The organism is Porphyromonas sp. oral taxon 278 str. W7784 (assembly GCF_000467855.2).
In the GTDB taxonomy this organism is placed as follows: domain Bacteria; phylum Bacteroidota; class Bacteroidia; order Bacteroidales; family Porphyromonadaceae; genus Porphyromonas.
On sequence record NZ_KI259230.1, the window covers coordinates 23,525 to 47,179 of the forward strand.

21 protein-coding genes are annotated in these 23,655 nt (G+C 56.8%); 13 read left to right on the forward strand and 8 right to left on the reverse strand.

The genetic code is table 11. The annotated features are described in order from the left end of the window. The first annotated feature begins 29 nt into the window (after positions 1-29). The 10 genes from HMPREF1556_RS03170 (at position 30) to HMPREF1556_RS03215 (ending at position 9,592) form a co-directional block, all read left to right on the forward strand. Positions 30-1,733 carry a putative porin gene (locus tag HMPREF1556_RS03170; RefSeq protein WP_021666803.1) on the forward strand — a complete coding sequence of 568 codons (1,704 nt, stop codon included), beginning with the start codon at positions 30-32 and terminating at the stop codon, positions 1,731-1,733. Between the two features lie 26 nt (positions 1,734-1,759). Beyond that, entirely contained in the window at positions 1,760-2,557 is a 798-nt protein-coding gene (locus tag HMPREF1556_RS03175; RefSeq protein WP_021666804.1) for a transporter substrate-binding domain-containing protein, read from the forward strand. Between the two features lie 345 nt (positions 2,558-2,902). Further along, the gene (locus HMPREF1556_RS03180; RefSeq protein WP_021666806.1) at positions 2,903-3,838 is read left to right on the forward strand and encodes a DMT family transporter; all 936 of its coding nucleotides are present in this window, start codon (positions 2,903-2,905) and stop codon (positions 3,836-3,838) included. A 229-nt stretch (positions 3,839-4,067) separates the two neighbouring features. After that, entirely contained in the window at positions 4,068-4,649 is a 582-nt protein-coding gene (locus HMPREF1556_RS03185) for an RNA polymerase sigma factor (RefSeq protein ID WP_044125177.1), read from the forward strand. Positions 4,650-4,694: 45 nt separating this feature from the next. Beyond that, the gene (locus HMPREF1556_RS03190) at positions 4,695-5,405 is read left to right on the forward strand and encodes a porin family protein (RefSeq protein ID WP_021666808.1); all 711 of its coding nucleotides are present in this window, start codon (positions 4,695-4,697) and stop codon (positions 5,403-5,405) included. Positions 5,406-5,495: 90 nt separating this feature from the next. Beyond that, positions 5,496-5,879 carry a DUF1573 domain-containing protein gene (locus HMPREF1556_RS03195; RefSeq protein ID WP_021666809.1) on the forward strand — a complete coding sequence of 128 codons (384 nt, stop codon included), beginning with the start codon at positions 5,496-5,498 and terminating at the stop codon, positions 5,877-5,879. A gap of 381 nt (positions 5,880-6,260) precedes the next feature. Beyond that, entirely contained in the window at positions 6,261-6,782 is a 522-nt protein-coding gene (locus tag HMPREF1556_RS03200) for an HAD family hydrolase (RefSeq protein ID WP_021666811.1), read from the forward strand. A gap of 25 nt (positions 6,783-6,807) precedes the next feature. Beyond that, a complete protein-coding gene (locus tag HMPREF1556_RS03205) occupies positions 6,808-7,389 on the forward strand; it encodes a Maf family nucleotide pyrophosphatase (protein WP_021666812.1) in 582 nt (193 codons plus the stop codon). 22 nt (positions 7,390-7,411) lie between these two features. Beyond that, a complete protein-coding gene (gene nagA, locus HMPREF1556_RS03210; RefSeq protein ID WP_021666813.1) occupies positions 7,412-8,581 on the forward strand; it encodes an N-acetylglucosamine-6-phosphate deacetylase in 1,170 nt (389 codons plus the stop codon). A 183-nt stretch (positions 8,582-8,764) separates the two neighbouring features. Further along, positions 8,765-9,592 carry a class I SAM-dependent methyltransferase gene (locus tag HMPREF1556_RS03215; protein WP_021666814.1) on the forward strand — a complete coding sequence of 276 codons (828 nt, stop codon included), beginning with the start codon at positions 8,765-8,767 and terminating at the stop codon, positions 9,590-9,592. Between the two features lie 281 nt (positions 9,593-9,873). On the opposite strand, the gene HMPREF1556_RS03220 is transcribed toward HMPREF1556_RS03215, so the two are convergent. Continuing rightward, entirely contained in the window at positions 9,874-10,920 is a 1,047-nt protein-coding gene (locus HMPREF1556_RS03220; RefSeq protein WP_021666815.1) for a YeiH family protein, read from the reverse strand. Between the two features lie 572 nt (positions 10,921-11,492). On the opposite strand from HMPREF1556_RS03220, the gene HMPREF1556_RS03225 reads away from it, so the two are divergent. Continuing rightward, on the forward strand, positions 11,493-13,799 hold the full coding sequence (locus HMPREF1556_RS03225) for a hypothetical protein (RefSeq protein WP_021666816.1): 2,307 nt from the start codon (positions 11,493-11,495) through the stop codon (positions 13,797-13,799). 897 nt (positions 13,800-14,696) lie between these two features. On the opposite strand, the gene HMPREF1556_RS03240 is transcribed toward HMPREF1556_RS03225, so the two are convergent. The 7 genes from HMPREF1556_RS03240 to HMPREF1556_RS03270 form a co-directional block, all read right to left on the reverse strand. Continuing rightward, positions 14,697-14,945, reverse strand: a complete 249-nt coding sequence (locus tag HMPREF1556_RS03240) for a GlsB/YeaQ/YmgE family stress response membrane protein (protein WP_021666818.1) — start codon at positions 14,943-14,945, stop codon at positions 14,697-14,699. Between the two features lie 307 nt (positions 14,946-15,252). Next, entirely contained in the window at positions 15,253-16,494 is a 1,242-nt protein-coding gene (gene nqrF / locus HMPREF1556_RS03245) for an NADH:ubiquinone reductase (Na(+)-transporting) subunit F (protein ID WP_021666819.1), read from the reverse strand. Between the two features lie 18 nt (positions 16,495-16,512). Next, positions 16,513-17,130 carry an NADH:ubiquinone reductase (Na(+)-transporting) subunit E gene (gene nqrE / locus HMPREF1556_RS03250; protein WP_021666820.1) on the reverse strand — a complete coding sequence of 206 codons (618 nt, stop codon included), beginning with the start codon at positions 17,128-17,130 and terminating at the stop codon, positions 16,513-16,515. A 32-nt stretch (positions 17,131-17,162) separates the two neighbouring features. Beyond that, on the reverse strand, positions 17,163-17,804 hold the full coding sequence (nqrD, locus tag HMPREF1556_RS03255; RefSeq protein ID WP_021666821.1) for an NADH:ubiquinone reductase (Na(+)-transporting) subunit D: 642 nt from the start codon (positions 17,802-17,804) through the stop codon (positions 17,163-17,165). A 2-nt stretch (positions 17,805-17,806) separates the two neighbouring features. Further along, positions 17,807-18,541 carry an NADH:ubiquinone reductase (Na(+)-transporting) subunit C gene (gene nqrC / locus HMPREF1556_RS03260; RefSeq protein WP_021666822.1) on the reverse strand — a complete coding sequence of 245 codons (735 nt, stop codon included), beginning with the start codon at positions 18,539-18,541 and terminating at the stop codon, positions 17,807-17,809. Positions 18,542-18,556: 15 nt separating this feature from the next. Further along, positions 18,557-19,762 carry an NADH:ubiquinone reductase (Na(+)-transporting) subunit B gene (locus HMPREF1556_RS03265; RefSeq protein WP_021666823.1) on the reverse strand — a complete coding sequence of 402 codons (1,206 nt, stop codon included), beginning with the start codon at positions 19,760-19,762 and terminating at the stop codon, positions 18,557-18,559. A gap of 36 nt (positions 19,763-19,798) precedes the next feature. Continuing rightward, on the reverse strand, positions 19,799-21,154 hold the full coding sequence (locus HMPREF1556_RS03270; RefSeq protein ID WP_021666824.1) for a Na(+)-translocating NADH-quinone reductase subunit A: 1,356 nt from the start codon (positions 21,152-21,154) through the stop codon (positions 19,799-19,801). A 511-nt stretch (positions 21,155-21,665) separates the two neighbouring features. On the opposite strand from HMPREF1556_RS03270, the gene HMPREF1556_RS03275 reads away from it, so the two are divergent. Continuing rightward, complete coding sequence (locus HMPREF1556_RS03275; protein ID WP_021666827.1) at positions 21,666-22,262, forward strand: LemA family protein; 597 nt, start codon at positions 21,666-21,668, stop codon at positions 22,260-22,262. Between the two features lie 28 nt (positions 22,263-22,290). Next, positions 22,291-23,610 (forward strand): YgcG family protein, encoded by a 1,320-nt coding sequence (locus HMPREF1556_RS03280; RefSeq protein ID WP_021666828.1) that lies wholly within the window; start codon positions 22,291-22,293, stop codon positions 23,608-23,610. The last annotated feature ends 45 nt before the right edge of the window (positions 23,611-23,655 follow it).

Sequence of the window (23,655 nt, forward strand, 5' to 3'; positions counted from 1 at the left end):
ATCGAAGGGCGTGACGCCCCCGATCTCCTATGCTCTATACCCCCGAGGCTGTCCGCTTCTACGATACGAAGACGCCCTTCACCTATGTACGCTACCAGAAGAACTTCCAGACCAATGAGAGTGCAGACGTCCTGGCTGGTGACTTCGGGGTGAACCTCGGGAAGAGCCTCAACGTAGGCCTCAACTTCGACTACCAGAATATCGGGGGATTCTATACCCAAGCACGTAGTAAGGATGCCCGCTATCGGGTCTTTGCTTCGTACCGGGGAGATCGCTATGAGCTCTACGCCTATGTAGCGAATGACTACTATAAACAGGAAGAGAACGGCGGGATCACCAACGCCGACTATATCTACAACCCCGAGCGCTACACCAACAGCCGAACCAAGGTAAGCTCCCGGGATGTCCCTGTCCTGATCAACTCCGGCAACCTCACGAACCGCATCCGCTCGGGGCACGGCTACCTCGCCCAGTCCTACCGCCTGGGGAGCTACCGGACCGTACCCCGCAAGGAGGCTCCTCTTCCCGGTGTCGATGGGGAGCTGGCTAGCCTAGACTCCACCTACTTCGTCCCTGTCGCTGCCCTCTCCCTCACGACGTACTACAACAAGCAGAGTCGGCGCTTCTTCTCCCATACCGAGGATCCTCTCTGGAGCACCGTCTTTGGTACTCCGACGATCACCCACAAGCGCAAGCAGTCGGATGGCTCCGAGCAGAGCTATGTCCTGCCTAATGACACGGCTCAGCTCGTGACCCTGCAGAATACCGTAGCCCTCTCGCTGATGGAGGGCTTCCGCCCCTGGGTGAAGTTCGGTCTCTCTGCCTACCTCCGCCACGAGAACCGCTGGGCATCCCTCCCCGACAGCACCACACATCGCTATGCTAAGGACGTAGCTCTTAGCTCGACCTTCATAGGCGGACTCATCGAGCGCCGTGAAGGTACGGGACTCAACTTCTCCACACGTGGCGAGCTGGGCATCCTAGGGTCTGACCTCGGAGCCTTCAAGCTGGAGGGAGATATTCGTACGGCCTTCCGCCTCTTCCGCAAGAGCTTTGCCCTAGAGGCTGATGCCTATGTAGACAATGCCCGTCCCTCGTACTTCGCAGCGCACCACCACGGCACCTTCGGCTGGTGGGACAAGGATCTGAAGTTCACCCGCCGTATAGAGCTCGGAGGGAAGGTGCACCTCGCCTCCTGGGGTACTAGCCTGGAGGCACGCACGGCGAGCCTACAGAACTATATCTACTTCGACTCCAAGGGTGAGACCCAGCAACATACCGACCTCCTTCAGGTCCTCTCCTTCAGAGCTCGACAGATGGGCTCTACAGGGCCTCTGAACTGGGAGCTCGAAGCTGCCTACCAGCAGAGCTCGAATACTTCGGTCCTTCCCCTTCCCTTGGTCACGGCAGCTGCCGACGTCTATCTCCGCTTCCTCGTGGCGAAGGTCATGCGTGTAGACCTTGGGGTGAAGGGCTACTGGCACACGGCGTATCGGGCGCCTTACTATCTGGCCACCGACCAGCAGTTCGCCCTGCAGACTGAGGGCAATGTAGGGGGCGACGCTCCGCTACTCATCGCCTACGCCAACTTCCGTCTCAAGCGTGCTCGCTTCTTCCTCCAGATGTACAATGTCGGCGAAGCCCTCATGTCCAATGAGCGCCTCTCCATGTACAAGTACCCCTACAACCCGATGCACCTAGCTGCAGGCGTGGTCGTAGACCTTAATAATTAGTTCCACCCTTCTTCCTCCCGCTAGCTATGCCGAAGTTCCGTCTGAATGTTCGCCTTGTGGGCTATGCTCTTGCTCTAGTCTTGGCTATCGGGCTCATGCTCTATCTCCGCCGTCAGGGGAGGGGAAGTGACCGAAGCGCCTCGGGGCTGGAAGTCGTCCGAAGAGACTATCCCGAGGTACGCCAAGAGGGTGTCCTTCGCCTACTCGCTGCCTATGGCGAAGGGGGCGAAGTGCAGGGCGGGCGTCTCACGGGTTCGATCTACGAGCTCGCCCAACAGCTCCAGTCGAGAAGTGGCCTACGGGTCGAAGTCATCCTTGAGAACCGCTGGGACGAAGCCCTCAAGAAGCTGGCATCGGGAGCGGCAGATCTCGTAGCTCGTCCGCTGACGCACACCTCGGAGGTCGATACGACGCTCTTCATGCTCTTCGCTGAGCAGACCTCGGGACCGATCTACCTCGTACAGCGCCGTGCCGATAGCACGCACCACATCTCTCGCCAGGTCGAGCTCGCAGGACGATCCATCACCCTGCCAGAGGCTTCTCCGCTCCGACTCTTCCTAGAGCATCTGGGTGAAGAGATCGGAGATAGCCTCCACGTCCAGATAGACACCGTCTATGCGGCCGAGCAATTGGCTATGCAGGTAGCTGCAGGATCGATCAGCTACACCGTCTGTACCTCCCCCGAGGCGAAGCGCTTTGCTCGCATCTTCCCTGAGCTGGACTGTACCCTTCCCTTGAGCTATTCGGTGCGCACGGCTTGGCTCATGCGCCGAAGTTCGCAAGCGCTACGGGATAGCCTCCTCGTCTGGGGCGCTGTGCGCTAAGGCTCAGCACCACCTCCCCATCCTCATCCTCCCCGCATCGGGATAAGGCGCTCTCTACGATCCGAAGACGTAGGGAGCGCCCTCTTTTTAAGCGCTCTTCGAAGGGTGGATTTTGTGACCTATGGTGGAGTGAAAAAACGACCTACGGTAGGTCGCCTGACCGATGCACTGTAGGTCGTCGAGACGACCTACAGTAGGTTTTTTCGACGACCACCGTGGGTTTCTTTTGCCCCTCCCGAAACGCCCTCTGGAAGCGGGGAGTAGAAGCCCCCGATACATTTTATCCGTACCTTTGTCAGACGCACAGATTATCCCCGATCTGAGCACTGTATATATATGACGTAGATGAATAAGTTCAAGGGTTTCCTTTTCGGGATGACCGCCTCCTCGACATTTGGGCTCCTCCCGCTCTTCACACTCCCCATCATGAGCGAAGGTCTGACGACTAATAGTATCCTGTGCTATCGGATGCTCTTCGCCTCGGTGCTGGTAGCTGTGCTGATGCAGGTACGGAAGATCACCTTCCGCACGAACCTCAGGGAACTCCTGTGGTTTGCCTTCCTCGGCTTCTTCTACTACGGCTCAGCGTCACTGCTCTTCCAGGCCTATGGGACGATGTCCAGTGGGATGGCTACGACCCTGCACTTCCTCTATCCTGTGGGGGTGACCTTGATCATGGCCTTGGTCTTCAAGCAGCGCCCTTCGCCCTTCACTATCCTGGCTATTATCCTAGGGCTATCGGGGGTAGCTCTGCTTTCGCTCAAGGAGGGTGGGGGCTCTTCGTCGGCTTCGCTGGTCGGGATCCTCTTGGTCCTGCTCTCGGGGCTCTCCTATGCCGCCTACCTCGTGACGATGAATAATGTGCGTCGCGTACGAGAGTCGAACAACCTCAAGCTCACCCTCTACGTCCTGATCTTCAGTGCCCTCTTCTTCCTCCTCGACACAAGCCTCAGCGGAGGGCTACAGATGATACCTAGTGGACGTGCACTGACTAACCTCCTGCTCCTGGCCTTCCTGCCTACGCTGGTCTCCAACCTAGCCCTTGTCCGTGCCGTCAAGAGTATCGGCTCGACGCTCACCTCGGTGCTGGGGGCTATGGAGCCACTGACGGCCATCGTCATCGGCGTGGTGGTCTTCGGCGAAGAAGTGACGGGGCCGATGGCTCTGGGGATCCTCTTAATCCTCCTCTCCGTCACGATCATTGTCCTCTCCCCACTCCTCGATAAGAATATCGCCGACCGACTACGCCGACTCTCTAAAAGGCCTATCAGAAGGCAATAGATTTGGCAAAGTCAAAACATATCTTTTAATTTGTAGTCAAGAGTTGGGCCTCAAGGCTCACTTGACCATAAAAGATTCTTATTAACGTAGTGTAAACAAAGACGCCTATCGAGTAAGCTATACATATCTACTAAATGTAAGTCTATTGCTAGTCTACCTCCACCCGCTTCGGTGCGTGATCTCAGCCCATGGGTAAGGTACGGAGACTAGCCTAATACAAAAGACGACAATGAGACGATATGACAGCATGAGCGATGACCAGCTGGTCGAGCTCTACTCCCTAGGTACGAACGAAGCCTTCGACACGCTTCTTCTGCGCTACGACGCCTATGTACATACGACGATCCGCTACTGGGTCACGGACGAAGACCTCGTAGAGGATGTCTTCCAGGATACCTTTATCAAGGTCATGATGACGATCCGTCAGGGACGCTATACAGCCGAGGGTAAGTTCAGAAGTTGGATAGGGCGCATCGCCCACAATCTGATCATGGACCACTTCCGCCGTCAGCGTGCCCGTGGACAGGAGCAGACGATAGAAGGGGCCTCCGGAGAAGAGCTCCTTCAGACGATCCAGATCCCTTCTCCAGATCCCACCGCTGAGGAGCGCATGATCATGGGCGAATATGTCGATGAACTAGGCGTCGGTATCAGCCTCCTCTCCGAAGAGCAGCAGCAGGTCGTACGCCTGCGCTACTGGGAGGAGAAGAGCTTCAAGGAGATAGCCGAGGAGACAGGCGTGAGCATCAATACCGCACTGGGCCGTATGCGCTATGCCCTCCAGCACCTGCGTCGGCATGTGCGTCAGTAGTGCTTCGCTACCGCCCACTACCTCACTAGAGCCACGAACGAACTTATGACCCCAAGACGCTTGATACTCGGAGCTCTCACGCTCCTCCTAGGTCTTCTCCCTCTTAGCCTCAGGGCACAGGAGGGGGCCGTACAGCGTCAGCCTTACCTAGACCTCCGTCGCTACTACCTAGGCTTCCGCTTCGGGCTTCATGCTACGGACCTTCGGCTCACCAATTCGGGTCGAGCGGATAGTGACGGTGGGCAACTCTGGGCAGATACCCCCGAGTATCACCCGAGCTTCAGTGTCGGGCTTGTAGGTGGCTGGGTGCTCGTGCCCAACCTAGAGCTTCGCCTGATGCCTACGCTCCATATTGGCGATGCTCCTGTGGCCTATACCGACGGCTCACAGCGCATTCAGGAGATGAATGTGCGTACGAACTACCTACAGCTACCGCTGGAGGTCAAGTGGGGAGCTATGCGCTGGGGGAACTATCGCCCTTATCTCTCGGCTGGGCCCTATGCGTCGCTCTCCTTCTCGGGGAAGGATAAGCTCCTTCGCCTTCAGCCCCTAGACTACGGGCTGAGCATAGGGGCGGGTTGCGACATCTACTTCTCGTTCTTCAAGCTCTCACCCCAGCTCTCCTTCCACTACGGACTAGCGAACGTCCTGGAGACCGACCGCCCCGACCTCCAGGGGGATCGACGTATACGCTTCACCGAGGCCCTACAGTCGGCATCGACACGGATGATCCTGCTGTCGCTGAGCTTTGAGTAGGGAGGGCGTTCCCTAAGCATTAGATACTTTTGCCTATCTTTGTACGAAATAGCCTTCTATAAAAGGCTGTAACTAACAAGAAAGAATAGTATGAAAAGATTAGCTTGGATACTGGGTGCACTCCTGCTGTGTGTAGGCTTCGTCGTCGCACAGAATGGTAAGGGTGCAGTCATCAGTTCTCCTGCTCCTGAGTTCGACTTCGGAGTGATCAAGGAGGCAAATGGAAAGGTCTCTCATACCTTCGTCATCAAGAACATCGGGGATGCGCCCCTCGTGATAACTCGTGTGGCTACCCCCTGTGCTTGCACGACACCAGAGTATAGTCAGGAGCCTATCGCTCCTGGGAAGGAAGGTCGTATCATCGTTACCTTCAACCCCGCAGGACGCCCTGGTCCCTTCTTCAAGAACGTAGCCGTCTACAGCAATGGCCGTGATGGTGCGTTCACCCTTCGTATCAAGGGGAAGGTAGAGTAAGAGTGAGGAGTCTCCCCTAGGGAGCTCACTAAGAACCCTCAAGGATGAGAAGTCACCTCAGCGTCTTCGCTGAGGTGACTTCTCTCTTTTTGTATCGATGCTAGTATAATTGTAGGGTAGGTGATGCCTTCTTTTTTGAGGAGGTGCTAGCCCTCTCCTCGGACTGGTGCTAGCCCTGTCCTTGGCTCAGTATGGCTACCATTTTCTGGCTAGTGCTGTCGCTATCCTCGGGGTAGTGCTTATTCGGTCTTCGGGCGGGTATTCCCTCGATTCTTCGCTGGGAGCGCCGTTCTCCCAGCTTAGGTGCTTCCCTTTTCTTAAAATAATAAGGTAGTCTGCGTAATTGATTGTACCTTTGTATTGTAAATCTTTTAAGGAAGTATGAGCAGTATCCCCTTTGACCTCTCCCGAATCCGTGCTTTTGTTCTCGATATGGATGGCGTGGTGAGTGCTACGGTCAGCCCTATAGGCCCCGATGGCATGCCTATGCGTACCGTCAATGTCAAGGACGGCTATGCGATGCAGTATGCCGTCAAGCAAGGCTATACCCTGGCTATTATCTCCGGAGGAGCAAGTGAAGCGATGACACAGCGCTTCCGCCAGTTGGGAGCTGCCCATATCTATATGCGTGTCTCCGACAAGGCAGCTCAGCTCGAGGTCCTCTGTCGTGAGTCCGGCCTCCGTCCCGAAGAGATTGCTTATATCGGCGATGATATACCAGATATCCCGATCATGAAGCTCGTGGCTCTGCCCTGCGCACCCGCTGATGCCGCCCCCGAGGTGAAGAGTATAGCTACCTATATCTCCCTCTGTGACGGAGGCTATGGCGTCGTCAGAGATGTCATCGAGCAAACCCTAAGAGCTAATGGCCATTGGTCCCTCTCCGCAGGCTTTGGTTGGTAGCCTTCCTCCCTCGACTCTCCCGTCTATGTGGCAGCACCTCAGTAAGTATCGCATCATCCTAGGCTCACAGTCCCCCCGACGTGTTGAGCTTCTTCGGGGACTAGACTTGCCCTTTGAGCAAGTCCTCCTTGAGGGAGTGGACGAGTCTTACCCCGCTACTCTTCGTCCCGAAGAGATTCCGCTGTACATAGCTCAGCATAAGGCCGAGTCCTATCGGCCACTGCTTGATGATCAGACCCTACTGATCACAGCAGATACTCTGGTCTTCATCGAGGACCAAGTCCTAGGGAAGCCCAAGAGCGAAGAAGAAGCACGAGCGATGCTTCGTCAGCTCAGTGGGCGAAGTCATTCAGTCACGACAGGCGTGACGCTTACGACCACGGAGCGTATGGAGTGCTTCTCCGACACCGCTACGGTCGAATTCCTCCCTCTAGCGGACGAAGAGATCGACTACTACGTCCGCCACTACCACCCACTCGATAAAGCCGGCGCCTATGGTATCCAGGAATGGATAGGCTATCGGGCTATTCGCCGGATCGAAGGCTCCTTCTATACCGTCATGGGACTTCCAGTCCATCTGGTCGGTCAGTACCTAAGAGCATTCTAAAACAAATACACTACATAAGCATATGTATATACAGATCGTAGGAGGGCGTATCTATACACCCTCTGGTTGGATCGATGGAGGCTCAGTCCTCGTCGAAGGCAAGAAGATCAAGGCTGTCCTCAATACGGATCTCCCCATCGAGGGTGCCCGCACGATCGATGCCCGCGGCTCCTACATCATCCCTGGTGGGATCGAGACCCACGTCCACGGGGCAGCAGGGGCGGACTACATGGACGGCACAGTAGAAGCCTTCCGCACCGCCTCTGAGTACCACCTACAGTATGGCACGACGACGATCTACCCTACACTCTCTACCTCCAGCTACGAGACCATCATGCATGGGATCGAATGTACAGAGGTACTGATGAAGGATGAAGAGTCTACCGTCGAAGGTCTTCACCTCGAAGGTCCCTACTTCGCAGTAAAGATGGCTGGGGCACAGTTACCAGAGCTCATCCGTCCGGCTCGCCCAGAGGAATACACTAAGATCATGGAGCGTGGTATGGGCATCATCAAGCGTTGGGACGCTGCGCCCGAAGTAGAAGGGACGCTGGAGTTCGGGCGCTATGTCAAGGAGCGTGGCGTCGTGGTAGCTCTAGCGCACACCGAGGCCAACGACAAGGATGTCAAGGCTGCTTGGGAGCACGGCTATACCCTAGGGACGCACTTCTACAACGCCATGAAGGTCTCTCACAAGGTCGGTATCTACAAGGTGCCCGGAGCTGTAGAGACGATCCTAGATATGCCCGACTTCGACATCGAAGTCATCTGTGATGGTATCCACGTACCTCCAGTGATGGTGCACCTGGCTTACGCCGTGAAGGGGCGCGAACATATGGCGCTCACGACCGATGCCCTCCTCTATACCGGCACGGTAGACTTCAAGGATCCTACGGGACACGCCATCGTAGAGGATGGTGTCTGCAAGCTCTCGGACCGCTCTGCTCTAGCCGGTAGTATCGCCACGATGGACCTACTGATCCGTACGGCGGTGCAGAAGGCGAACATCCCCCTCATCGACGCTGTATATATGGCCTCGCACACACCTGCTCGCATCATGGGTATCCAGGATACCAAGGGAAGCATAGCAGAGGGGCGTGATGCCGATATCCTCTTCCTCGACGAAGATCTACACCTGCACTTCGTCATGCACCGTGGACGTGTCGTCCGTGGCGAAGAATACTGGGCCTAGTCTCCACAGACCCCTAAGACAAGGACGCCTCATGCTCTAGGAGCGTGGGGCGTCCTTCGTTTATCCCCCGAGGTAGGGTTTGGTAGGTGAAAATCAGTATTTATAGGTATTGAAGCACCTTGGGAGAAGTACTAGTTTTGTCCCAGTAAAAGGTATGGCTTCAGCCAAGAAATAGAATTAACCATGGGACAAACCAACTTAGAGGGCCTGGGTGCTGTCCAGGAGACCCTCATTATACCGCTAGCGATGCGTGCGCTCGACCTCAAGAGCAAGCGCCCGATCCTCGGTGATAAGCGTGCTGCGGAGCTCTACGAGGAGATCACGTATAATCAGCAGAAGTTCTCCCCCAAGAAAAGCCCTAGCTACTACGGCTGCCTAAAGCGGGCAAGCTACATGGACGAAGAGCTTACCCGTCATGCCCAAGAACTGCAGGCGCTGGGGAGGCCCTTCGTCACCGTCAATGCCGGCTGTGGGCTCGATACCCGAGGGGAGCGCATAGCAGGGGCTACCTACGGTGCCGTCCACTACGATGTCGACTTCCCTAATGTCATCGAGCTACGCCAGCGCCTCCTCGGCGAGCATGCTACGGCGATTGGCTCCGACCTCCTAGAGGAAGGGTGGCTCCAGAGGATCGCTAGCGAGATCACGGCAGAGACGCATGTGCTCATCACGATCGAAGGGGTCTTCGCCTACCTCACCCTTGACCAGATCCAGCTCCTGCTGGAGCACATCAGCCAGTACTTCGCTGGGCGCTGTGTCGTCATCTTCGACGCTCTGAGTAGCTTCTGGGCAAGGCGCTCTAAGATGCACGACACCCTCAAGAATATGGAGGCGACCTTCGTCGGCGGGATTGACTCAGAGGAGGACATCCGGAGGCTTCTCCCCTCGGCGCAGTTCGAGCGCAAGACGTCTGTCGTCGACCTGATGGCAGAGGTCTGGTGGGTGGCTCACCTGATGCAACTGACTAGGAAGATGCGTGAGAGCACGCAGATCTTCACCTTCCGCCTTTGACCGAGCCTCTAGGGCTACCTACCTAGAGCACACCGCCCCGCCTGTACCACGTTGGTACAGGCGGAGCGATGCTTTTTGTATAGGCTATCCCTTTCCGTTTGGCGAAGGTCTCCCTTCGTTCTTAGCTTAGCGCCTCGGAAGGAGCTTCGGAGGGAAAACGGTCGATTTACAAGAGAGCGTAGCCGAGGAGGAGGCGAGCGAACTCGTCCGTGCTCGGCTCGCTTAGCCGTTCCCCTGCCCTCAGCGTCCCCTCAGGACGAAGCTTTGTAGAGGTGAAGGCCTTACACGAGGAGCAAGGTCAGCAGATAGCCTCCGAAGACCAGCCAGACATACAGCCCGGAGGCCAGGAGGAAGGCCTTAGCCCCCGACTGACGGAACTTCGCCAGCGTGGCATCCATCCCAATAGCCGTCATCGCCATCGTCAGGGCGAAGGTGTCGAGCTTCTCTATCAGCCCCGTCACCTCACGATAGAGGTTCTCCAGGGCGGAGCCCTCTGCTAGCATGAAGAGGAGGGAATTGAGTAGGACGACGCCGACGAAGTAGAAGGCGAACCAAGGGACTTGGATCTTCTTCGTGCCCTTGTCCCCGCTTCCCCTTCGCCCTCGCCTCAGGAGATAGCTCAGGGCCAGCAGGGTCGGGGCAAGGAGGATGACACGGATCATCTTGGTGATCGTAGCCGTGGCAGCGATCTCAGGGCCCATCGCAGCCCCAGCGCCGACGACATGCGCCACCTCGTGGACGGTAGCCCCCGTGTAGATGCCTACGCCCCTCGGCGAGAGCGCCTCAAGTAGCCCAGAGCGGTAGAGGAGGGGATAGGCGAACATCGACAGCGTCCCGAAGAGTACCACCGTGGCGACAGCGACGACGGTCTTGTGGGGCTTAGCCTCGACGACGGGTTCGGTAGCTAGCACCGCCGCTGCCCCGCAGATAGCGGAGCCTGAGGAGATCAGGAGGCGCTCGTCTTGGTCGAGCCCTAGGAGGCGTCCGAGGAAGTTCCCGAGGATGAAGGTTCCCAGGACGATGAGGCTATCGATGAGGATCGCTTCCTTCCCCACGAGGAAGACAAGACTGAGCGTGAGGCGGAAGCCGTAGAAGACGATCCCGGCACGCAGGATTTGCTTCCCTGCGATCTGAAGCCCGCCACTCCAGTCGTCGGGGAGGCGGTGTCGGATGGTGTTGGCTAGGATCATCCCGAGGACGACGCCGAGGATCATGGGGCTGAGGCTGAGCTGGCGACAGGCGGGGAGCTGAGCTAGGACGGTGACCAGAAGAGCCAGTCCAGCGACGAGGAGCAGTCCGTAGACGGATCCTCTAGGTAAGGGTTTCATCTCGTGTATCTCTTAGGTGAGCGTATGTTTTGCTCTGTAAAGGTAGGGCTTCTCCGGCGATTCGGCTTCGCCTGGACGGGGAATGGAAGGGCGCCCGCTTCGCTTCCTTCAGCTACGGAAGGCTTCTTCCCCGGCCCTGGCCTTGGGCTCCTCGATTTCGAAGCTCGGGAGGCACCAGTAGCGCCTCCCCCGAGGCGCTACTGCAAATTCGTTTGAGGCGCTACTGCTACCTCCCTCGTGTCGTGCATCCCCGATAACCAGCGGGAGCGAGCGAGGGGGAGGGGAGGGAGGCCTTGTGGATAATAGATGGGATCTATTAGGGGTACTTGTTTGATCTATAGATGTGGATAAGTCATCCTAGTGCTTCTTCGCTCCCTGCTCTAATCGGGTGGCTAAGCGAGAAGGGGGCTTCCCCCCCCTCCTAGAGGAGGGCTTCCTCGACCCCCGAAGAGGGGGTGCGGAGGGGGTAGAACCATAGTGCAAAATTGCAGTTTTCATTGTAGCTTTGCATAACATTTTCAGGGGGGCTCTCCTGGAGGGCTTCCTATCATTACCTCAACATTTCCCCCATCATGACAGAGAGCAAACGCGCTTTATCTGAATACGTTTACCAAAGTAAGTATTCCCTATTTCGTGAAGATCTAGGTCGCAAGGAGACCTGGGAAGAGAGTGTCGAGCGCATCCGCCAGATGCACCTGACGCACCTAGAGCGCTTCGCTCCCCAAGCCTTAGAGAATGAGTGGTTCATGACCCAGTTCAACGAGGCTATCGACTACTATAAGCAGAAGAAGTTCGTAGGCTCTCAGCGCAACCTTCAGTTCGGTGGCGAGCCGGTGCTGAAGTCGTCGGCGAAGTCCTACAACTGTAGCTACTCGCACTGCGACCGCCTCGAGGTCTTCCGTGAGACCGAATGGCTCCTACTGAGTGGCTGTGGCTGTGGCCTCTCCGTCGAACAGCCTCACGTGGACAAGCTCCCTCCCCTGCTCACGGCCGAGGAGCTCAACAAGGAGAGCGAAGCCTACGTCATCGGCGACAGCATCGAGGGCTGGGCGGACGCTATCCATCGTCTCCTAGAGTACTTCTTCGTCGCTGGCGTCAAGAAGCCTGTCTTCGACTACTCGGAGATCCGACCCAAGGGCGCTAAGATCGCTGGTCGCTTCATCGCTCCTGGGCCCGACGGCCTTCGCCTAGCGCTGGACCGCATCCGTGCCCTCCTCAAGGGCGCCGTCGCTGACGGGCAGAAGCGCCTCTCGGCACTGCAGTGCACCGACATCATCGCTCATCTAGCGGACTCGGTCCTCTCCGGTGGCGTACGTCGCTCGGCACTGATGATCCTCTTCTCTCCCGAGGACAGCGAGATGGTCAACTGCAAGCACGGCGACTGGTTCACGACGAACCCACAGCGTGCTCGCTTCAATATGTCTGCGGCGCTGAACCGCGGGGAGGTCGATCGTAGCCTCTACGAGTCCCTCTTCGAAGCGATGCGTACCAGCGGTGACCCAGGGCTATACTGGCGAGATAAGTTCGGCGTCGGGTGCAACCCTTGTTGCGAGATTGGCTTCTTCCCCACGGATAAGAATGGCGATACGGGCTGGCAGGTATGTAACCTCGCCTCGATCAACGGGCTTGAGTGCACGACGGAGGAAGAGTTCTACAAGATCTGTCGCTGTGCCTCGACGCTGGCTACCGTGCAGGCTACCTACATGGACTTCCCCTATCTAAGTCCTGCCACGACCAACATCATCAAGGCTGACCCCCTCATCGGTGTCTCCATCGGGGGGATCATGAACAATCCCCAGATCCTCACCAATAAGGACATCCTCGCAGTAGGGGCCATGCAGGTACGCCAGCAGAACTCCCAGTGTGCACGCATCCTCGGCATCAACCCCGCATCTCGCACGACCTGTGTCAAGCCCGACGGTACGGTGAGCCTCCTTCTTGGTATGACTTCCGGTATCCACGGAGCCTATGCTAAGCGCTACCTGCGCAGTGTGGAAGCCAACATCGAAGAGCCTAACCTCAAGGCCTACGAAGAAGCGAACCCCAAGGCCGTCCAGCCTAACATCTTCAAGCCCGCCACCGATAAGAAGATCTTCTTCCCTATCGAGGAAAGCGAAGAGACCCTCCTTCGTAGCGAACTCAGTGGCGTCAAGCTCCTCGAGTACGTCAAGCTCGTACAGCAGAGCTGGGTCATCCCCGGCATGACCGACATGGAGTCGCCTATCAAGAACAACGTCTCTAACACCGTCGACGTCCCCAACGACCAGTGGGATGTAGTCTGCGATTGGGTCTGGGACAACCAGAACTATATAGCGGGCGTCACCTTCCTCTCCACCTACGGAGACATGGACCTACCGCAGGCTCCCATGTGCAAGGTATCCTCGGCCGAAGAGATCCTGCGCGAGTACGGCGTCGGTAGCATGTTCGCTTCCGGTCTCGTGGTCGACACGATCGAAGTCTTCGGTGACCTGTGGAAGGCCTGCGAGTCTGCCCAAGGGCGTGGCGAGCAACTCTTCGTATCGGACTACGCCGTCGACGAGTACATCCAGAAGCACCTCACTGGCGACGCTCCCGAGCTCGAGCGCGAACACGTACGTGGCATCCTCTCCTCCAAGCTCCAGGATAAGGTCGAGAACCTCGCCGCCAAGCGAGACATCGTGCGCCGTATCGAGAAGTTCGCTCACAACTACTATCGTGGCGACATCTACAAGGCGGTGAACGTACTGAAGAGCGTCAACAATCTTCACCTCTTCGAAGTCCTCAAGAAGACCTATAAGCCCGTCGACTGGAAGAGCGTAGACTTCTCCGGCAAGCAGTACACCAACGCCGACGAGCTCGGTGCTGTCTCCTGCGCCGGTGGTGCCTGCGAGATCAAGTAGCCCCTCCTGAGGCTCTTCGCCTTCCCTTCTGAGGCTCGCCTCTTTCCGATCCGAAGGCCACTGCCCCTCTCTTCGAAGGCTCATTCCCTTCCTTTTCGAAGGCCGTCGCCTTCCCTTCTGAAGCAGGGCTCCTTCCTCTTCAAAGGCTGTCGCCTTCCCCTTCCGAGGCTCGCCTCCAAGCAAAAGCCCCCGAGTAAGCGCTCCTGCTTACTCGGGGGCTTCTTCGTTCTCTCGGTTCAAGCTAAGCCGACCCACCCCTTGCGCTTGGGCGAAGGAAGCCCGCCCGCTTCGCCTTCGGAACTTCTTTTCAAGGCGAAGGCGAAGAACTTTCCTTGCCTGGAAAAGAAGTTTTCCTGCCTTGGAAAAGATATTTTCCTTCGAAGGGAAGTTCCCTTCCTTCCGCAAGGCGGGGAGCTTTTGTCCGAAGAGAAATTCCCTTCCGTTCGAACGAAAATGGCTCCCCTTCCGAAGGCAAAGTATTACCCTTCCGCAGAGCGAAAAATTTCCTTCCGCAAGAAAATTTATTTCCTTGCGGAAGAAAAAATATTTTCTTGCGGAAGGAAATTTATTTCTGTGCGCACGAAAATAAATTTCCGCATATGCGAAAATATTTTTTCGTATATACGGAAATAAATTTTCTTATATACGGAAATTTGACGCCTTGCAAACCCGCTGGGAATGCGGGTTCTGAGAAGGGGAAATTTGATGGGCGAAGAGGGGGGCTTCCCTTGGGCGAAGAGAGGCTGGTTTTCTTGGCTCAGAAGGAGGTCGACGGGGGCAGTCCGTGAGGGCGGAAGAAGCCAAGAAGTGGGGGGCGGGGCTAACAAAAAAGTTGGCAGTAGGGGAGACGTGCTCCTTGCCCTACCGCCAACTCCTTTCGGTGCGCCTAGTGCGTCCTTATTTCTTCTGCTTGACGACCAAGTTGATCAGGAAGAGGATGACGATGGCGCCGATAGCGCCGGTCAAGATCGATCCGACCCAGCCTTCGCCAAGCGAGGTGCCGAAGACCTCCGCCAGTAGCCAAGATCCGACGCCACTGCCGAGGATGCCGACGATGATGTTCCCAAGAAGACCGAGTCCGCTGCCTCGATAGATCGTGCCGCCTAGCCATCCGGCGATGGCGCCTGTGATAAGTGTTGCAATCATGCTGGTAAGCTTTGATGTTAGAATTCCGCCACGAAGGTAGGAATTATTGCCTAGAATGCAAGTGCGCCTCGTGGGGCGACGCCTTCCGCCTTGCGCAGCGATGGCTCGCGCCTTGTGGGGCAATGGGTCGTGTCTTGTAGGCTGACGACTTGCTCTTTGCACAGCGACGGCTTGCGCCTTCCGCCCACAAGGGCTCCGGCCTTCCCCCAAAAAAGAACCTCCCCACCGCAGGCACTGGGCTCGCGGTGGGGAGGCGTTTCTTGCATCGGGGTTTCCCCCTGAAGGGGAATTCCCTGGGGCGGAACTACTAGCCGCCGAAGTCGTCGAAGAAGAGCTGCGAGCGCTCGACGCCGAGGTTCTCAAGCATTACCTTCACGGCGTTGGCCATAGGACCAGGACCGCACATGTAGTACTCGATGTCTTCGGGTGCTTCGTGATCCTTGAGGTAGTTGTCGTAGATGACCTGGTGGATGAAGCCCGTGTAGCCCGTCCAATTGTCCTCGGGCTGAGGATCGGAGAGGGCGATGTGGAAGCTGAAGTTGGGGAACTGCTTCTCGATCTCACGGAAGTCTTCTTCGTAGAAGATCTCCTTCTTGCTTCGTGCCCCGTACCAGTAGGATACCTTGCGGCTCGTGTGGAGCGTGCGGAAGAGATGGAGGATCTGTGCTCGCAGTGGCGCCATCCCTGCACCCCCACCGATGTAGAGCATCTCGGCATCCGTGTCCTGGATGTGGAAGTCCCCGTAAGGACCACTCATGCGTACCTTGTCTCCAGGCTTGAGGGAGAAGATGTACGAGGAGGAGATACCGGGAGAGACGGGGAGCCACTTGTGCGTAGCGCGGTCCATAGGAGGCGTGGCGATACGTACGTTGAGCGTGATGATGTTCCCTTCGGCGGGGTAGTTGGCCATCGAGTAAGCACGGATGGTCTCCGTGTCGTTCTTACACGTCAGGCTCCACATGTCGAAGTGATCCCAGTCGCTACGGAACTTCTCGTCGATATCGTAGTCGGCGTACTTGATGTCGTACTTGGGGATGGTGATCTGCGCATAGCTACCGCTCTTGAAGTTCATGACTTCGCCTTCGGGGAGCTTCACGACGAACTCCTTGATGAAGGTGGAGACGTTGCGGTTGGAGATGACTTCGCACTCCCATTCCTTGACACCGAAGACCGACTCAGGTACGATGATCTGCATGTCTTCCTTGACCTTGGTCTGGCAGGCTAGACGCCAGTGCTCCTTCTGCTCCTTGCGGGAGAAGAAGCCCGTCTCCGTAGGCAGGATCTCTCCGCCCCCTTCGACGACACGGCAGCGGCACTGACCGCACGACCCGCTACCTCCACAAGCCGAGGAGAGGTAGATGTTTTCGCTCTGGAGCGTATTGAGGAGCGTACCCCCGATGGGTACTTCGGCTTCTTTCTCCCCGTTGATCGTGAGCTTGACATTGCCCGAAGGGATGAGCTTGCTCTTAGCCACGAGCAGGACGATGACAAGCAGTAGCGTGAGCAGCAGGAAGACTGCTACGCTGACGAGTATAATCGTTGTATTCATTACTTAGAGTCTTCGCTATTACATCTTGACACCAGAGAAGCTGAGGAAGGCAATACCCATCAGCGCTGTGATGATGAACGTGATCCCGAGGCCACGTAGAGGCTTGGGGATGTCCGAGTACTGGATCTTCTCACGGATAGCCGCCATACCTACGATGGCGAGCATCCAGCCGATCCCCGAGCCAAAGCCGTAGATCGAAGCTTCGCCGATGGTGGGGAATTCACGCTGCTGCATGAAGAGCGATCCCCCGAGGATAGCACAGTTCACAGCGATCAGTGGGAGGAAGATCCCTAGCGAAGCGTACAGCGAAGGGCTGAAGCGCTCCACGAGCATCTCTACCAGCTGGGTGAAGGCCGCGATGACAGCGATGAAGATGATGAAGGAGAGGAACGAGAGGTCGATACCCGCTGCTTCAGCTCCTAGGAGCCAATCCAGCGCCCCCTGCTTGAAGACCTTCGTCTCCAGGAGGTAGTTGATCGGCAGCGTGCAGGTCAGGATGAACGTGACCGCAATACCCAAGCCAAACGAGGTCTTAACGTTCTTCGATACCGCCAGGAAGGAACACATCCCCAGGTAGTAGGCGAAGATCATGTTATCGATGAAGATCGACCTAAAGAATAAGGCTAATGAATCCATTCTTTGTTAGTTCTTATTTGTCGTGGGTGATTCTAGTTTTCTTGTAGCTCCTTGTTGTACGAGCGGTGGATCCAGATGAGTACTGCCACGGAGATGAGCGCCATAGGAGGCAGGATCATCAGCCCGTTGTTGACGTAGCCGTGGATCCCATCGGTAGCGTAGAAGCTCTGTGGGATGACCTGGAAGCCAAGGAGTGTACCCGAGCCGAAGAGCTCACGGAAGAAGCCCACTGCGATCAGCACGAGTCCGTAGCCGAAGCCATTACCAAGACCGTCGAGGAAGGACTCCCAGGGACCATTCCCAAGGGCGAAGGCTTCGAGGCGACCCATGAGGATACAGTTCGTGATGATGAGCCCGACGAAGACGGACAGCTGCTTACTGACGTCGTAAGCATATGCCTTGAGGATCTCGCTGACCAGCGTTACGAGCGTCGCTGCCACGACGAGCTGGACGATGATACGGATGCGGTTAGGGATGCCCTTGCGCAGGAGGGAGATGACCACGTTAGCGAAGGCAACGACGATGGTCACAGAGAGCGCCATCACGATGGCAGGCTCGAGCTTGGAGGTCACAGCCAGTGCCGAGCAGATACCCAGCATCTGTACCATGATTGGGTTATTCTTGCTCAGAGGCCCGAGGAGCGTTTCTTTATTCTTTTTATTCCAGAGAGACATAGCTACTGAGCATTAGAGGTTTCGAGGAACTTTTGGAAGGGAGCGAGGCTGTGGTGGAGCATGTCGTGCACACCGTTGCTGGTGAGGGTACCACCAGAGATACCATCGACATAGTCCTGTGTGTCGGACTTCTGTCCTGCCTTGACTACAGCGATCCCGGTGAAGGTACCTTCACGGAAGAGCTGCTTGCCCTTGAACTGGTTAGCGAAGCGAGGCGTCGAGATCTCAGCACCAAGCCCTGGCGTTTCCCCAGCGTTGCCGAAGTCGGCACCTTCGATCGTAGAGTGGTCTGTGGCATCGACGGCGAGGTAACCCCAGATCTTATTCCAGAGCCCAGCACCATTGAGGGGGAAGACATAGAGCTTCTTGCCGTCGACTTCAGCGACGAAGACGGGGAGGTCACGCTTCTCGCCCTTAGCGATGAGCTTGTAGTCGAGCTCGGTGTTGGCGTTGAAAGCTTCGCTACTACCGACCTGGTCACCTTCGAAGGTCTTGACGACCTGTCCTTCGGCATTCACGAGGAGTTCCTGCTTGATGAGCTCCTTGTAGGTAGAGATGACTTCTGCCTTGGGAGCAGTCTTGCCGAGGGCACGGAGGATCTGCTCCATCTTGTCGATGCTAGCGTTCTCTTCCTGTGCAGGCTTGAGCAGGATATTCGCACCAGCCAGCAGGACTGCTGCGAGGATGACCATCACGGCAGCGTAGATGATCACGTAGGAATTCTTATTGGTATTCATCGTATGCTGCGTGGATTAGTTCTTGTTCTTAGCTACGAGACGAGCCTGACGCTTGCTGACATTGCGTTCGACGACGATGTAGTCGATCAGCGGAGCGAAGGTGTTCATCAGGAGGATAGCGAGCATCATCCCTTCAGCGTACCCAGCGTTGAGGACGCGGATGAAGACGACCATGACCCCGATGAGGAAGCCGTAGATCCACTTACCGGTCTCTGTGCGAGTGGCCGTCACAGGGTCGGTAGCCATGAAGACGATACCGAAGGCGAAGCCACCATAGAGGAGATGCTGGAGCGCTGTGACCTGCATAGCGGGGGTAGTACCGATGGCGTTGAAGAGCGAAGCCATAGCGATGACACCGACGACGCCCGATACCATGATCTTGTAGCTAGCGATACCCGTGAAGATCAGGATGCAGGCACCGATGAGGATAGCCAGCGTAGATACTTCGCCCACGGAGCCGGGGAGGAAGCCAAGGAAGGCATCCCAGTCGGTCAGGGGGTTCCCTAGGGTATTGTGGATGTCAGCGACATTGCCTCCAGCGATCTGCCCCAGAGGGGTAGCACCGGTGAAGCCGTCGACTACCTTCCCTTCGCCACCGAGGCCGAAGGTCGAGGAGAGGCGTACCCAGACGTTGTCTCCCGACATAGCGGCAGGATAGGAGAAGAAGAGGAAGGCACGGGTGATCAGAGCTACGTTGAAGACATTGTAGCCCGTACCGCCGAAGACCTCCTTAGCGAAGACCACAGCGAAGGCTGTAGCTACGGCGATCATCCACAGAGGGGTCTCTACGGGGATGATCATAGGGATGAGGATCCCCGTGACGAGGAAGCCCTCCTGGATCTCTTCGTGCTTGAGCTGAGCGATGATGAACTCAATACCCAGACCCACAGCGTAGGATACTACGATCTGAGGCAGTACGGAGAGGAAGCCATAGAAGAAGGTAGGCCAGAAGCTAGATTCTTGGCCGAGGGCGATGTTATGCTGTAGCCCTACGTTGTACATCCCGAAGAGGAGTGCAGGCAGGAGGGCGAAGATCACTACGCTCATCGTGCGCTTGCTGTCGATGGCGTCGTGCACGTGTGCACCACGACGCTTAGACGTAGCGTTTGGCACGAATAGGAACGTCTCTAGGCCATCGAAGACAGACTCCAAGGCCGAGAAGCGCCCACCAGGCATGAAGGCGGGCTTGATCTTATCGAGTTGTTTTCTTAAAGCGTTCAAGGTCTTTGTCTTTATATGAGTGAAACCTTCGTGTTGTTAGTTCATTTCCTTGTATAGCTCATCGAGACCCTGACGCACGATCTGCTGGAGGGGGATCTTGGAGGTATCGACGAATTCGCAGACGGAGAAGTCTTCGGGTGCAACTTCGTAGATCCCTCGTGCCTCCATGTCGTTGATGTTGAAGGCGATGATACTCTTCAGGAGGAACTCTGGGTAGATGTCCATGGGGAAGACGCGGTCATATTCGCCACTCATGATCATGGCACGACGACCGCCCTTGATACGAGCATCCAGGACGTACTCCTTGCTCTTAGGCATGAGCCAAGAGAAGTAGGAGCGACTACGGCTATACTCATTGAGTCGTGGGAGTGCCCAGCCGAAGACCTCGTGGACTTCGTCGCCCTCAGGGATGATCGTGATCTGATCGATCCCGTAGCCGATACGGTCATGCTCCTCATCGACCTTGATGCCGGTGAAGACATCCCCTTCGATGATGCGCTCATGGCGCTCACCCTTACCTAGGCGACCGGCGAGGACTTCGTTGAAGCGAGCTCCAGGGAGTACCTCGAGGTAGCCCGTCTCCTTAGCCTCGGAGCCTGTGAGGGCGATGGTGCGGGAGAAGTCGACCTTCCCCGTCTTGAGGAAGCGACCGATGACCAGCAGGTCACTGGCCTTGAGCGTCCAGACGGTCTCCTCCTTATTGATAGGAGCGGTGTGGTTGATCAGTACGCCCACGAGCCCTGCGGGGTGTGGTCCACGTACCTCTACACGCTCTACGCCGGCGAGACCGGTGAGCTGACCAGCGCCGACACCGATGTACACCTTACCTGAGGTGAGCTTGGTGAGGGCCGTGAGAGCCAGCTGCAGCTCATCCTCACGGCCACGTACGAGGTACTCGAACTTAGGCGCTAGGGGAGCGGTGAAGTTCGCCGTGACGAAGATGTCACGAGGCTCGGTCGTAGGACTGGCCAGGCGGTCATAGGGACGCTGCTTGAAGAAGCTGAACATACCACTCTCCAGAAGGAGGGCGAGGACCTCTGCGCGCTGCATCTTCTCGACGCCTTGGGTAGCGAACGTCTTGTATTCGGTCGTAGCATCAGGGCGCACCTCGACGCTGAGGACTTTACGCTTGGCACCGCGGTTGACGGCGATGACCTCCCCGCTGACGGGTGAGGTCAAGCGTAGCTCAGGTGAGGCCTTGTGGTACATGAGGGTATCCCCTGCGAGTACTCTGTCACCTGGATGAACGATCACTTTAGGGATTAGCCCGATATAATCGTCGGGGACGACAGCATAGCTACTGCCCAGTGCGGCTGCAGGGAGCTGTCGCTCCTCAGCCTTTCCCTTCAGATTCAGTGTGAGCCCCTTCTTTATCGTGATAATGTTCGGCATAACACGTGATTGATGATTGGTTTAGTTAAATTATTTGGATACAAAAGTACACAATCTTTGGCATACTCTACCTATAATAAGGTAGGGGATTTGGTGCAAACTCCCCATAAGGAGCTAATTCGTCCAAGACCGACTCTGAGCTCTTTGGTGGAGGCTTCGAGGGAAGCTCCGAGGGTGAAGGAATGAGTCGCTCATCTTGGGCGAAAATACCCCGTCGGGAGGTGCTCTCCGAAGGGGTCAAAAAGGACCCTACGGTAGGTCGTCGAAAAAACCTACTGTAGGTCGCCTGACGATCTACCGTGGGTCGCAGAGGCGACCTACAGTAGGTTTTTTTCGCCCCCTCCCAGAGCCCGCATGACAAGCGCTCTGGAGCGGGGTCGGCCAAGATGCCATAAAATGCGTATCTTGGCACATGCTTTGCTCGTGGTACAGCAAGCTAAGTATTAACCCCGTCTCAGCACACTCCCGCTTGGGGATAGGCGCTGGGATGCTTAAAATTTGAACGAAAGCAATGAAGTTCCCTAAGTGGATTATCCCCGTAGCGATCATCGCCGTCCTCGCTCTCTGGGGGATCTCTAAGTACAACGGTCTGGTAGCGATGGATCAGAATGTCAAGAGCAGCTGGAGCCAGGTAGAGAACCAGTACCAGCGCCGTAGCGACCTCATCCCTAATCTGGTGAATGTCGTCAAGGGCTATGCTTCGCACGAACGTGAGACCCTCGAGGGAGTCATCACGGCTCGCAGTAAGGCTACCGCCACGACGATCAACGCTAACGATATGGACGAAGCTGCACTGCAGCGCTTCCAGCAGAGTCAGGATGCCCTGTCCTCTGCTCTGTCTCGTCTGATGGTCGTCGTCGAGAAGTACCCAGATCTGAAGGCCAACGAGCAGTTCCGTGACCTCTCCTCACAGCTGGAGGGTACGGAGAATCGCATCGCTACGGCTCGTCGTGACTTCAATAACGCTGCCCAAGCCTACAATACGCACCGCAGTCAGTTCCCCACGGTCGTCGTGGCTGGTGTCTGTGGGTTCCATGAGCGCCCCTACTTCACTGCACAGGCAGGGAGTGATGTAGCTCCTACGGTAGACTTCTCTTCAGGTAAGTAAGGGGCTTCGTCCTCCCATATAAGACAAGATGGACAAGAAGCATCTCGGCCTCCTGAGCAGTGTGCTTCGCTCCCTGCTCCTAGGGCTTCTCCTCCTACTCCCCCTCGGACTCAGTGCCGAAGGGCGGGTCTATACGCCAGGTCTTGTCCCCAAGGTCTTCGCCGAAGATAGCCTCCAGCTCCTCTCCGATCCCGAGGGCTATATCGATGTCGAAGATCGGGTGCGGATCAATGAGGCACTCACAGAGATCCGTCGCTCGACGGGCGTAGAGTTCGCCGTGGTCGTCGTGCCGAGTATCGGAGATGTGGATATAGAGAGTTTCTCCACGGAGCTCTTTCGTCTCTGGGGCTTAGGCTCTAAGACGAGGAATGACGGCCTCCTGCTGACCCTGGTCATGGATCAGAGGAAGCTCCGCTTCGAGACGGGCTATGGTAGGGAGGGGATCCTCACCGATGTCTTGGCCTCTCGTATCCAGCGTCAGGAGATGATCCCACTGATGCGTGAGGGCAAGTACGGCGAGGCTGTCTATCAGGGAGTCCTCGCCGTAGGCGCTGTGATCAAGGGGGAGGAATATACCTCTGACCGACGTACTGCCCGATCGGGTGACGAGGATGATGGCTGGAGCATCTTATTGGGCTTCTGCGGCCTCATCGTCCTAGCGATGGGCTACAGCGCCTTCTCAAGTCTCAAGGAGAAGAGCCTACGTGCTCGGATCAATCCAGCAGAGGCTAGGAGTACATATATTGGGTTCTCCTCCTCGGTCTCACAGTACCGGACCATCCTCCTCGTCCTCTGCCCCCCGCTCGGGCTCATCTATTATCTCTATAGCAGACGTGTGCTCAGCGAGGTCCAGAAGCTCTCGAGCCTGTGCCCTCATTGCCACACGCCTCATCTCAAGATACTTTCCCCGGGAGATACCGACAGCTACCTGACACCTCAGCAGAAGAGAGAGATGGAGCTGGGCTCTCGCTACTACCACGCCTACTCCTGCTCCCACTGCGCTCATGTCGAGGTCGAAGGGCAGGATCTGGCTCCACACTGGCATGTCTGCGAGCGCTGTGGTGCTCGTACCGTTAGCCTCGAGCGCAAGGAACCTATCCAGCGTGGACGCTATAGCGTCCGCCTGCACTATCGCTGTCACTACTGTGGCAATACTACCCACGAAGACCATGATGACGACTCAGCTCAGAAGGCTCAGGTAGCCTCTATGCTCGTCGGTGCTCTCATCGGTGGTCTTGCCCGTCGTAGCGGTGGCAGTAGCTGGGGAGGCTCCGGTGGTGGAGGCTGGGGAGGTGGTAGCTTCGGAGGAGGATCCTCTGGTGGCGGTGGCGCTACAGGAGGCTGGTAATTCCCTCCCTCCCCTCTGTGTATCATAAGGCCTCGGCCCGATAGA

Bases quoted from the DNA above. Each gene is read 5' to 3' on its own strand.
- HMPREF1556_RS03170 (WP_021666803.1), top strand. From the start codon at position 30: ATGCTCTATACCCCCGAGGCTGTCCGCTTCTACGATACGAAGACGCCC.
- HMPREF1556_RS03175 (WP_021666804.1), top strand. From the start codon at position 1,760: ATGCCGAAGTTCCGTCTGAATGTTCGCCTTGTGGGCTATGCTCTTGCT.
- HMPREF1556_RS03180 (WP_021666806.1), top strand. From the start codon at position 2,903: ATGAATAAGTTCAAGGGTTTCCTTTTCGGGATGACCGCCTCCTCGACA.
- HMPREF1556_RS03185 (WP_044125177.1), top strand. From the start codon at position 4,068: ATGAGACGATATGACAGCATGAGCGATGACCAGCTGGTCGAGCTCTAC.
- HMPREF1556_RS03190 (WP_021666808.1), top strand. From the start codon at position 4,695: ATGACCCCAAGACGCTTGATACTCGGAGCTCTCACGCTCCTCCTAGGT.
- HMPREF1556_RS03195 (WP_021666809.1), top strand. From the start codon at position 5,496: ATGAAAAGATTAGCTTGGATACTGGGTGCACTCCTGCTGTGTGTAGGC.
- HMPREF1556_RS03200 (WP_021666811.1), top strand. From the start codon at position 6,261: ATGAGCAGTATCCCCTTTGACCTCTCCCGAATCCGTGCTTTTGTTCTC.
- HMPREF1556_RS03205 (WP_021666812.1), top strand. From the start codon at position 6,808: ATGTGGCAGCACCTCAGTAAGTATCGCATCATCCTAGGCTCACAGTCC.
- nagA (WP_021666813.1), top strand. From the start codon at position 7,412: ATGTATATACAGATCGTAGGAGGGCGTATCTATACACCCTCTGGTTGG.
- HMPREF1556_RS03215 (WP_021666814.1), top strand. From the start codon at position 8,765: ATGGGACAAACCAACTTAGAGGGCCTGGGTGCTGTCCAGGAGACCCTC.
- HMPREF1556_RS03220 (WP_021666815.1), bottom strand. From the start codon at position 10,920: ATGAAACCCTTACCTAGAGGATCCGTCTACGGACTGCTCCTCGTCGCT.
- HMPREF1556_RS03225 (WP_021666816.1), top strand. From the start codon at position 11,493: ATGACAGAGAGCAAACGCGCTTTATCTGAATACGTTTACCAAAGTAAG.
- HMPREF1556_RS03240 (WP_021666818.1), bottom strand. From the start codon at position 14,945: ATGATTGCAACACTTATCACAGGCGCCATCGCCGGATGGCTAGGCGGC.
- nqrF (WP_021666819.1), bottom strand. From the start codon at position 16,494: ATGAATACAACGATTATACTCGTCAGCGTAGCAGTCTTCCTGCTGCTC.
- nqrE (WP_021666820.1), bottom strand. From the start codon at position 17,130: ATGGATTCATTAGCCTTATTCTTTAGGTCGATCTTCATCGATAACATG.
- nqrD (WP_021666821.1), bottom strand. From the start codon at position 17,804: ATGTCTCTCTGGAATAAAAAGAATAAAGAAACGCTCCTCGGGCCTCTG.
- nqrC (WP_021666822.1), bottom strand. From the start codon at position 18,541: ATGAATACCAATAAGAATTCCTACGTGATCATCTACGCTGCCGTGATG.
- HMPREF1556_RS03270 (WP_021666824.1), bottom strand. From the start codon at position 21,154: ATGCCGAACATTATCACGATAAAGAAGGGGCTCACACTGAATCTGAAG.
- HMPREF1556_RS03275 (WP_021666827.1), top strand. From the start codon at position 21,666: ATGAAGTTCCCTAAGTGGATTATCCCCGTAGCGATCATCGCCGTCCTC.
- HMPREF1556_RS03280 (WP_021666828.1), top strand. From the start codon at position 22,291: ATGGACAAGAAGCATCTCGGCCTCCTGAGCAGTGTGCTTCGCTCCCTG.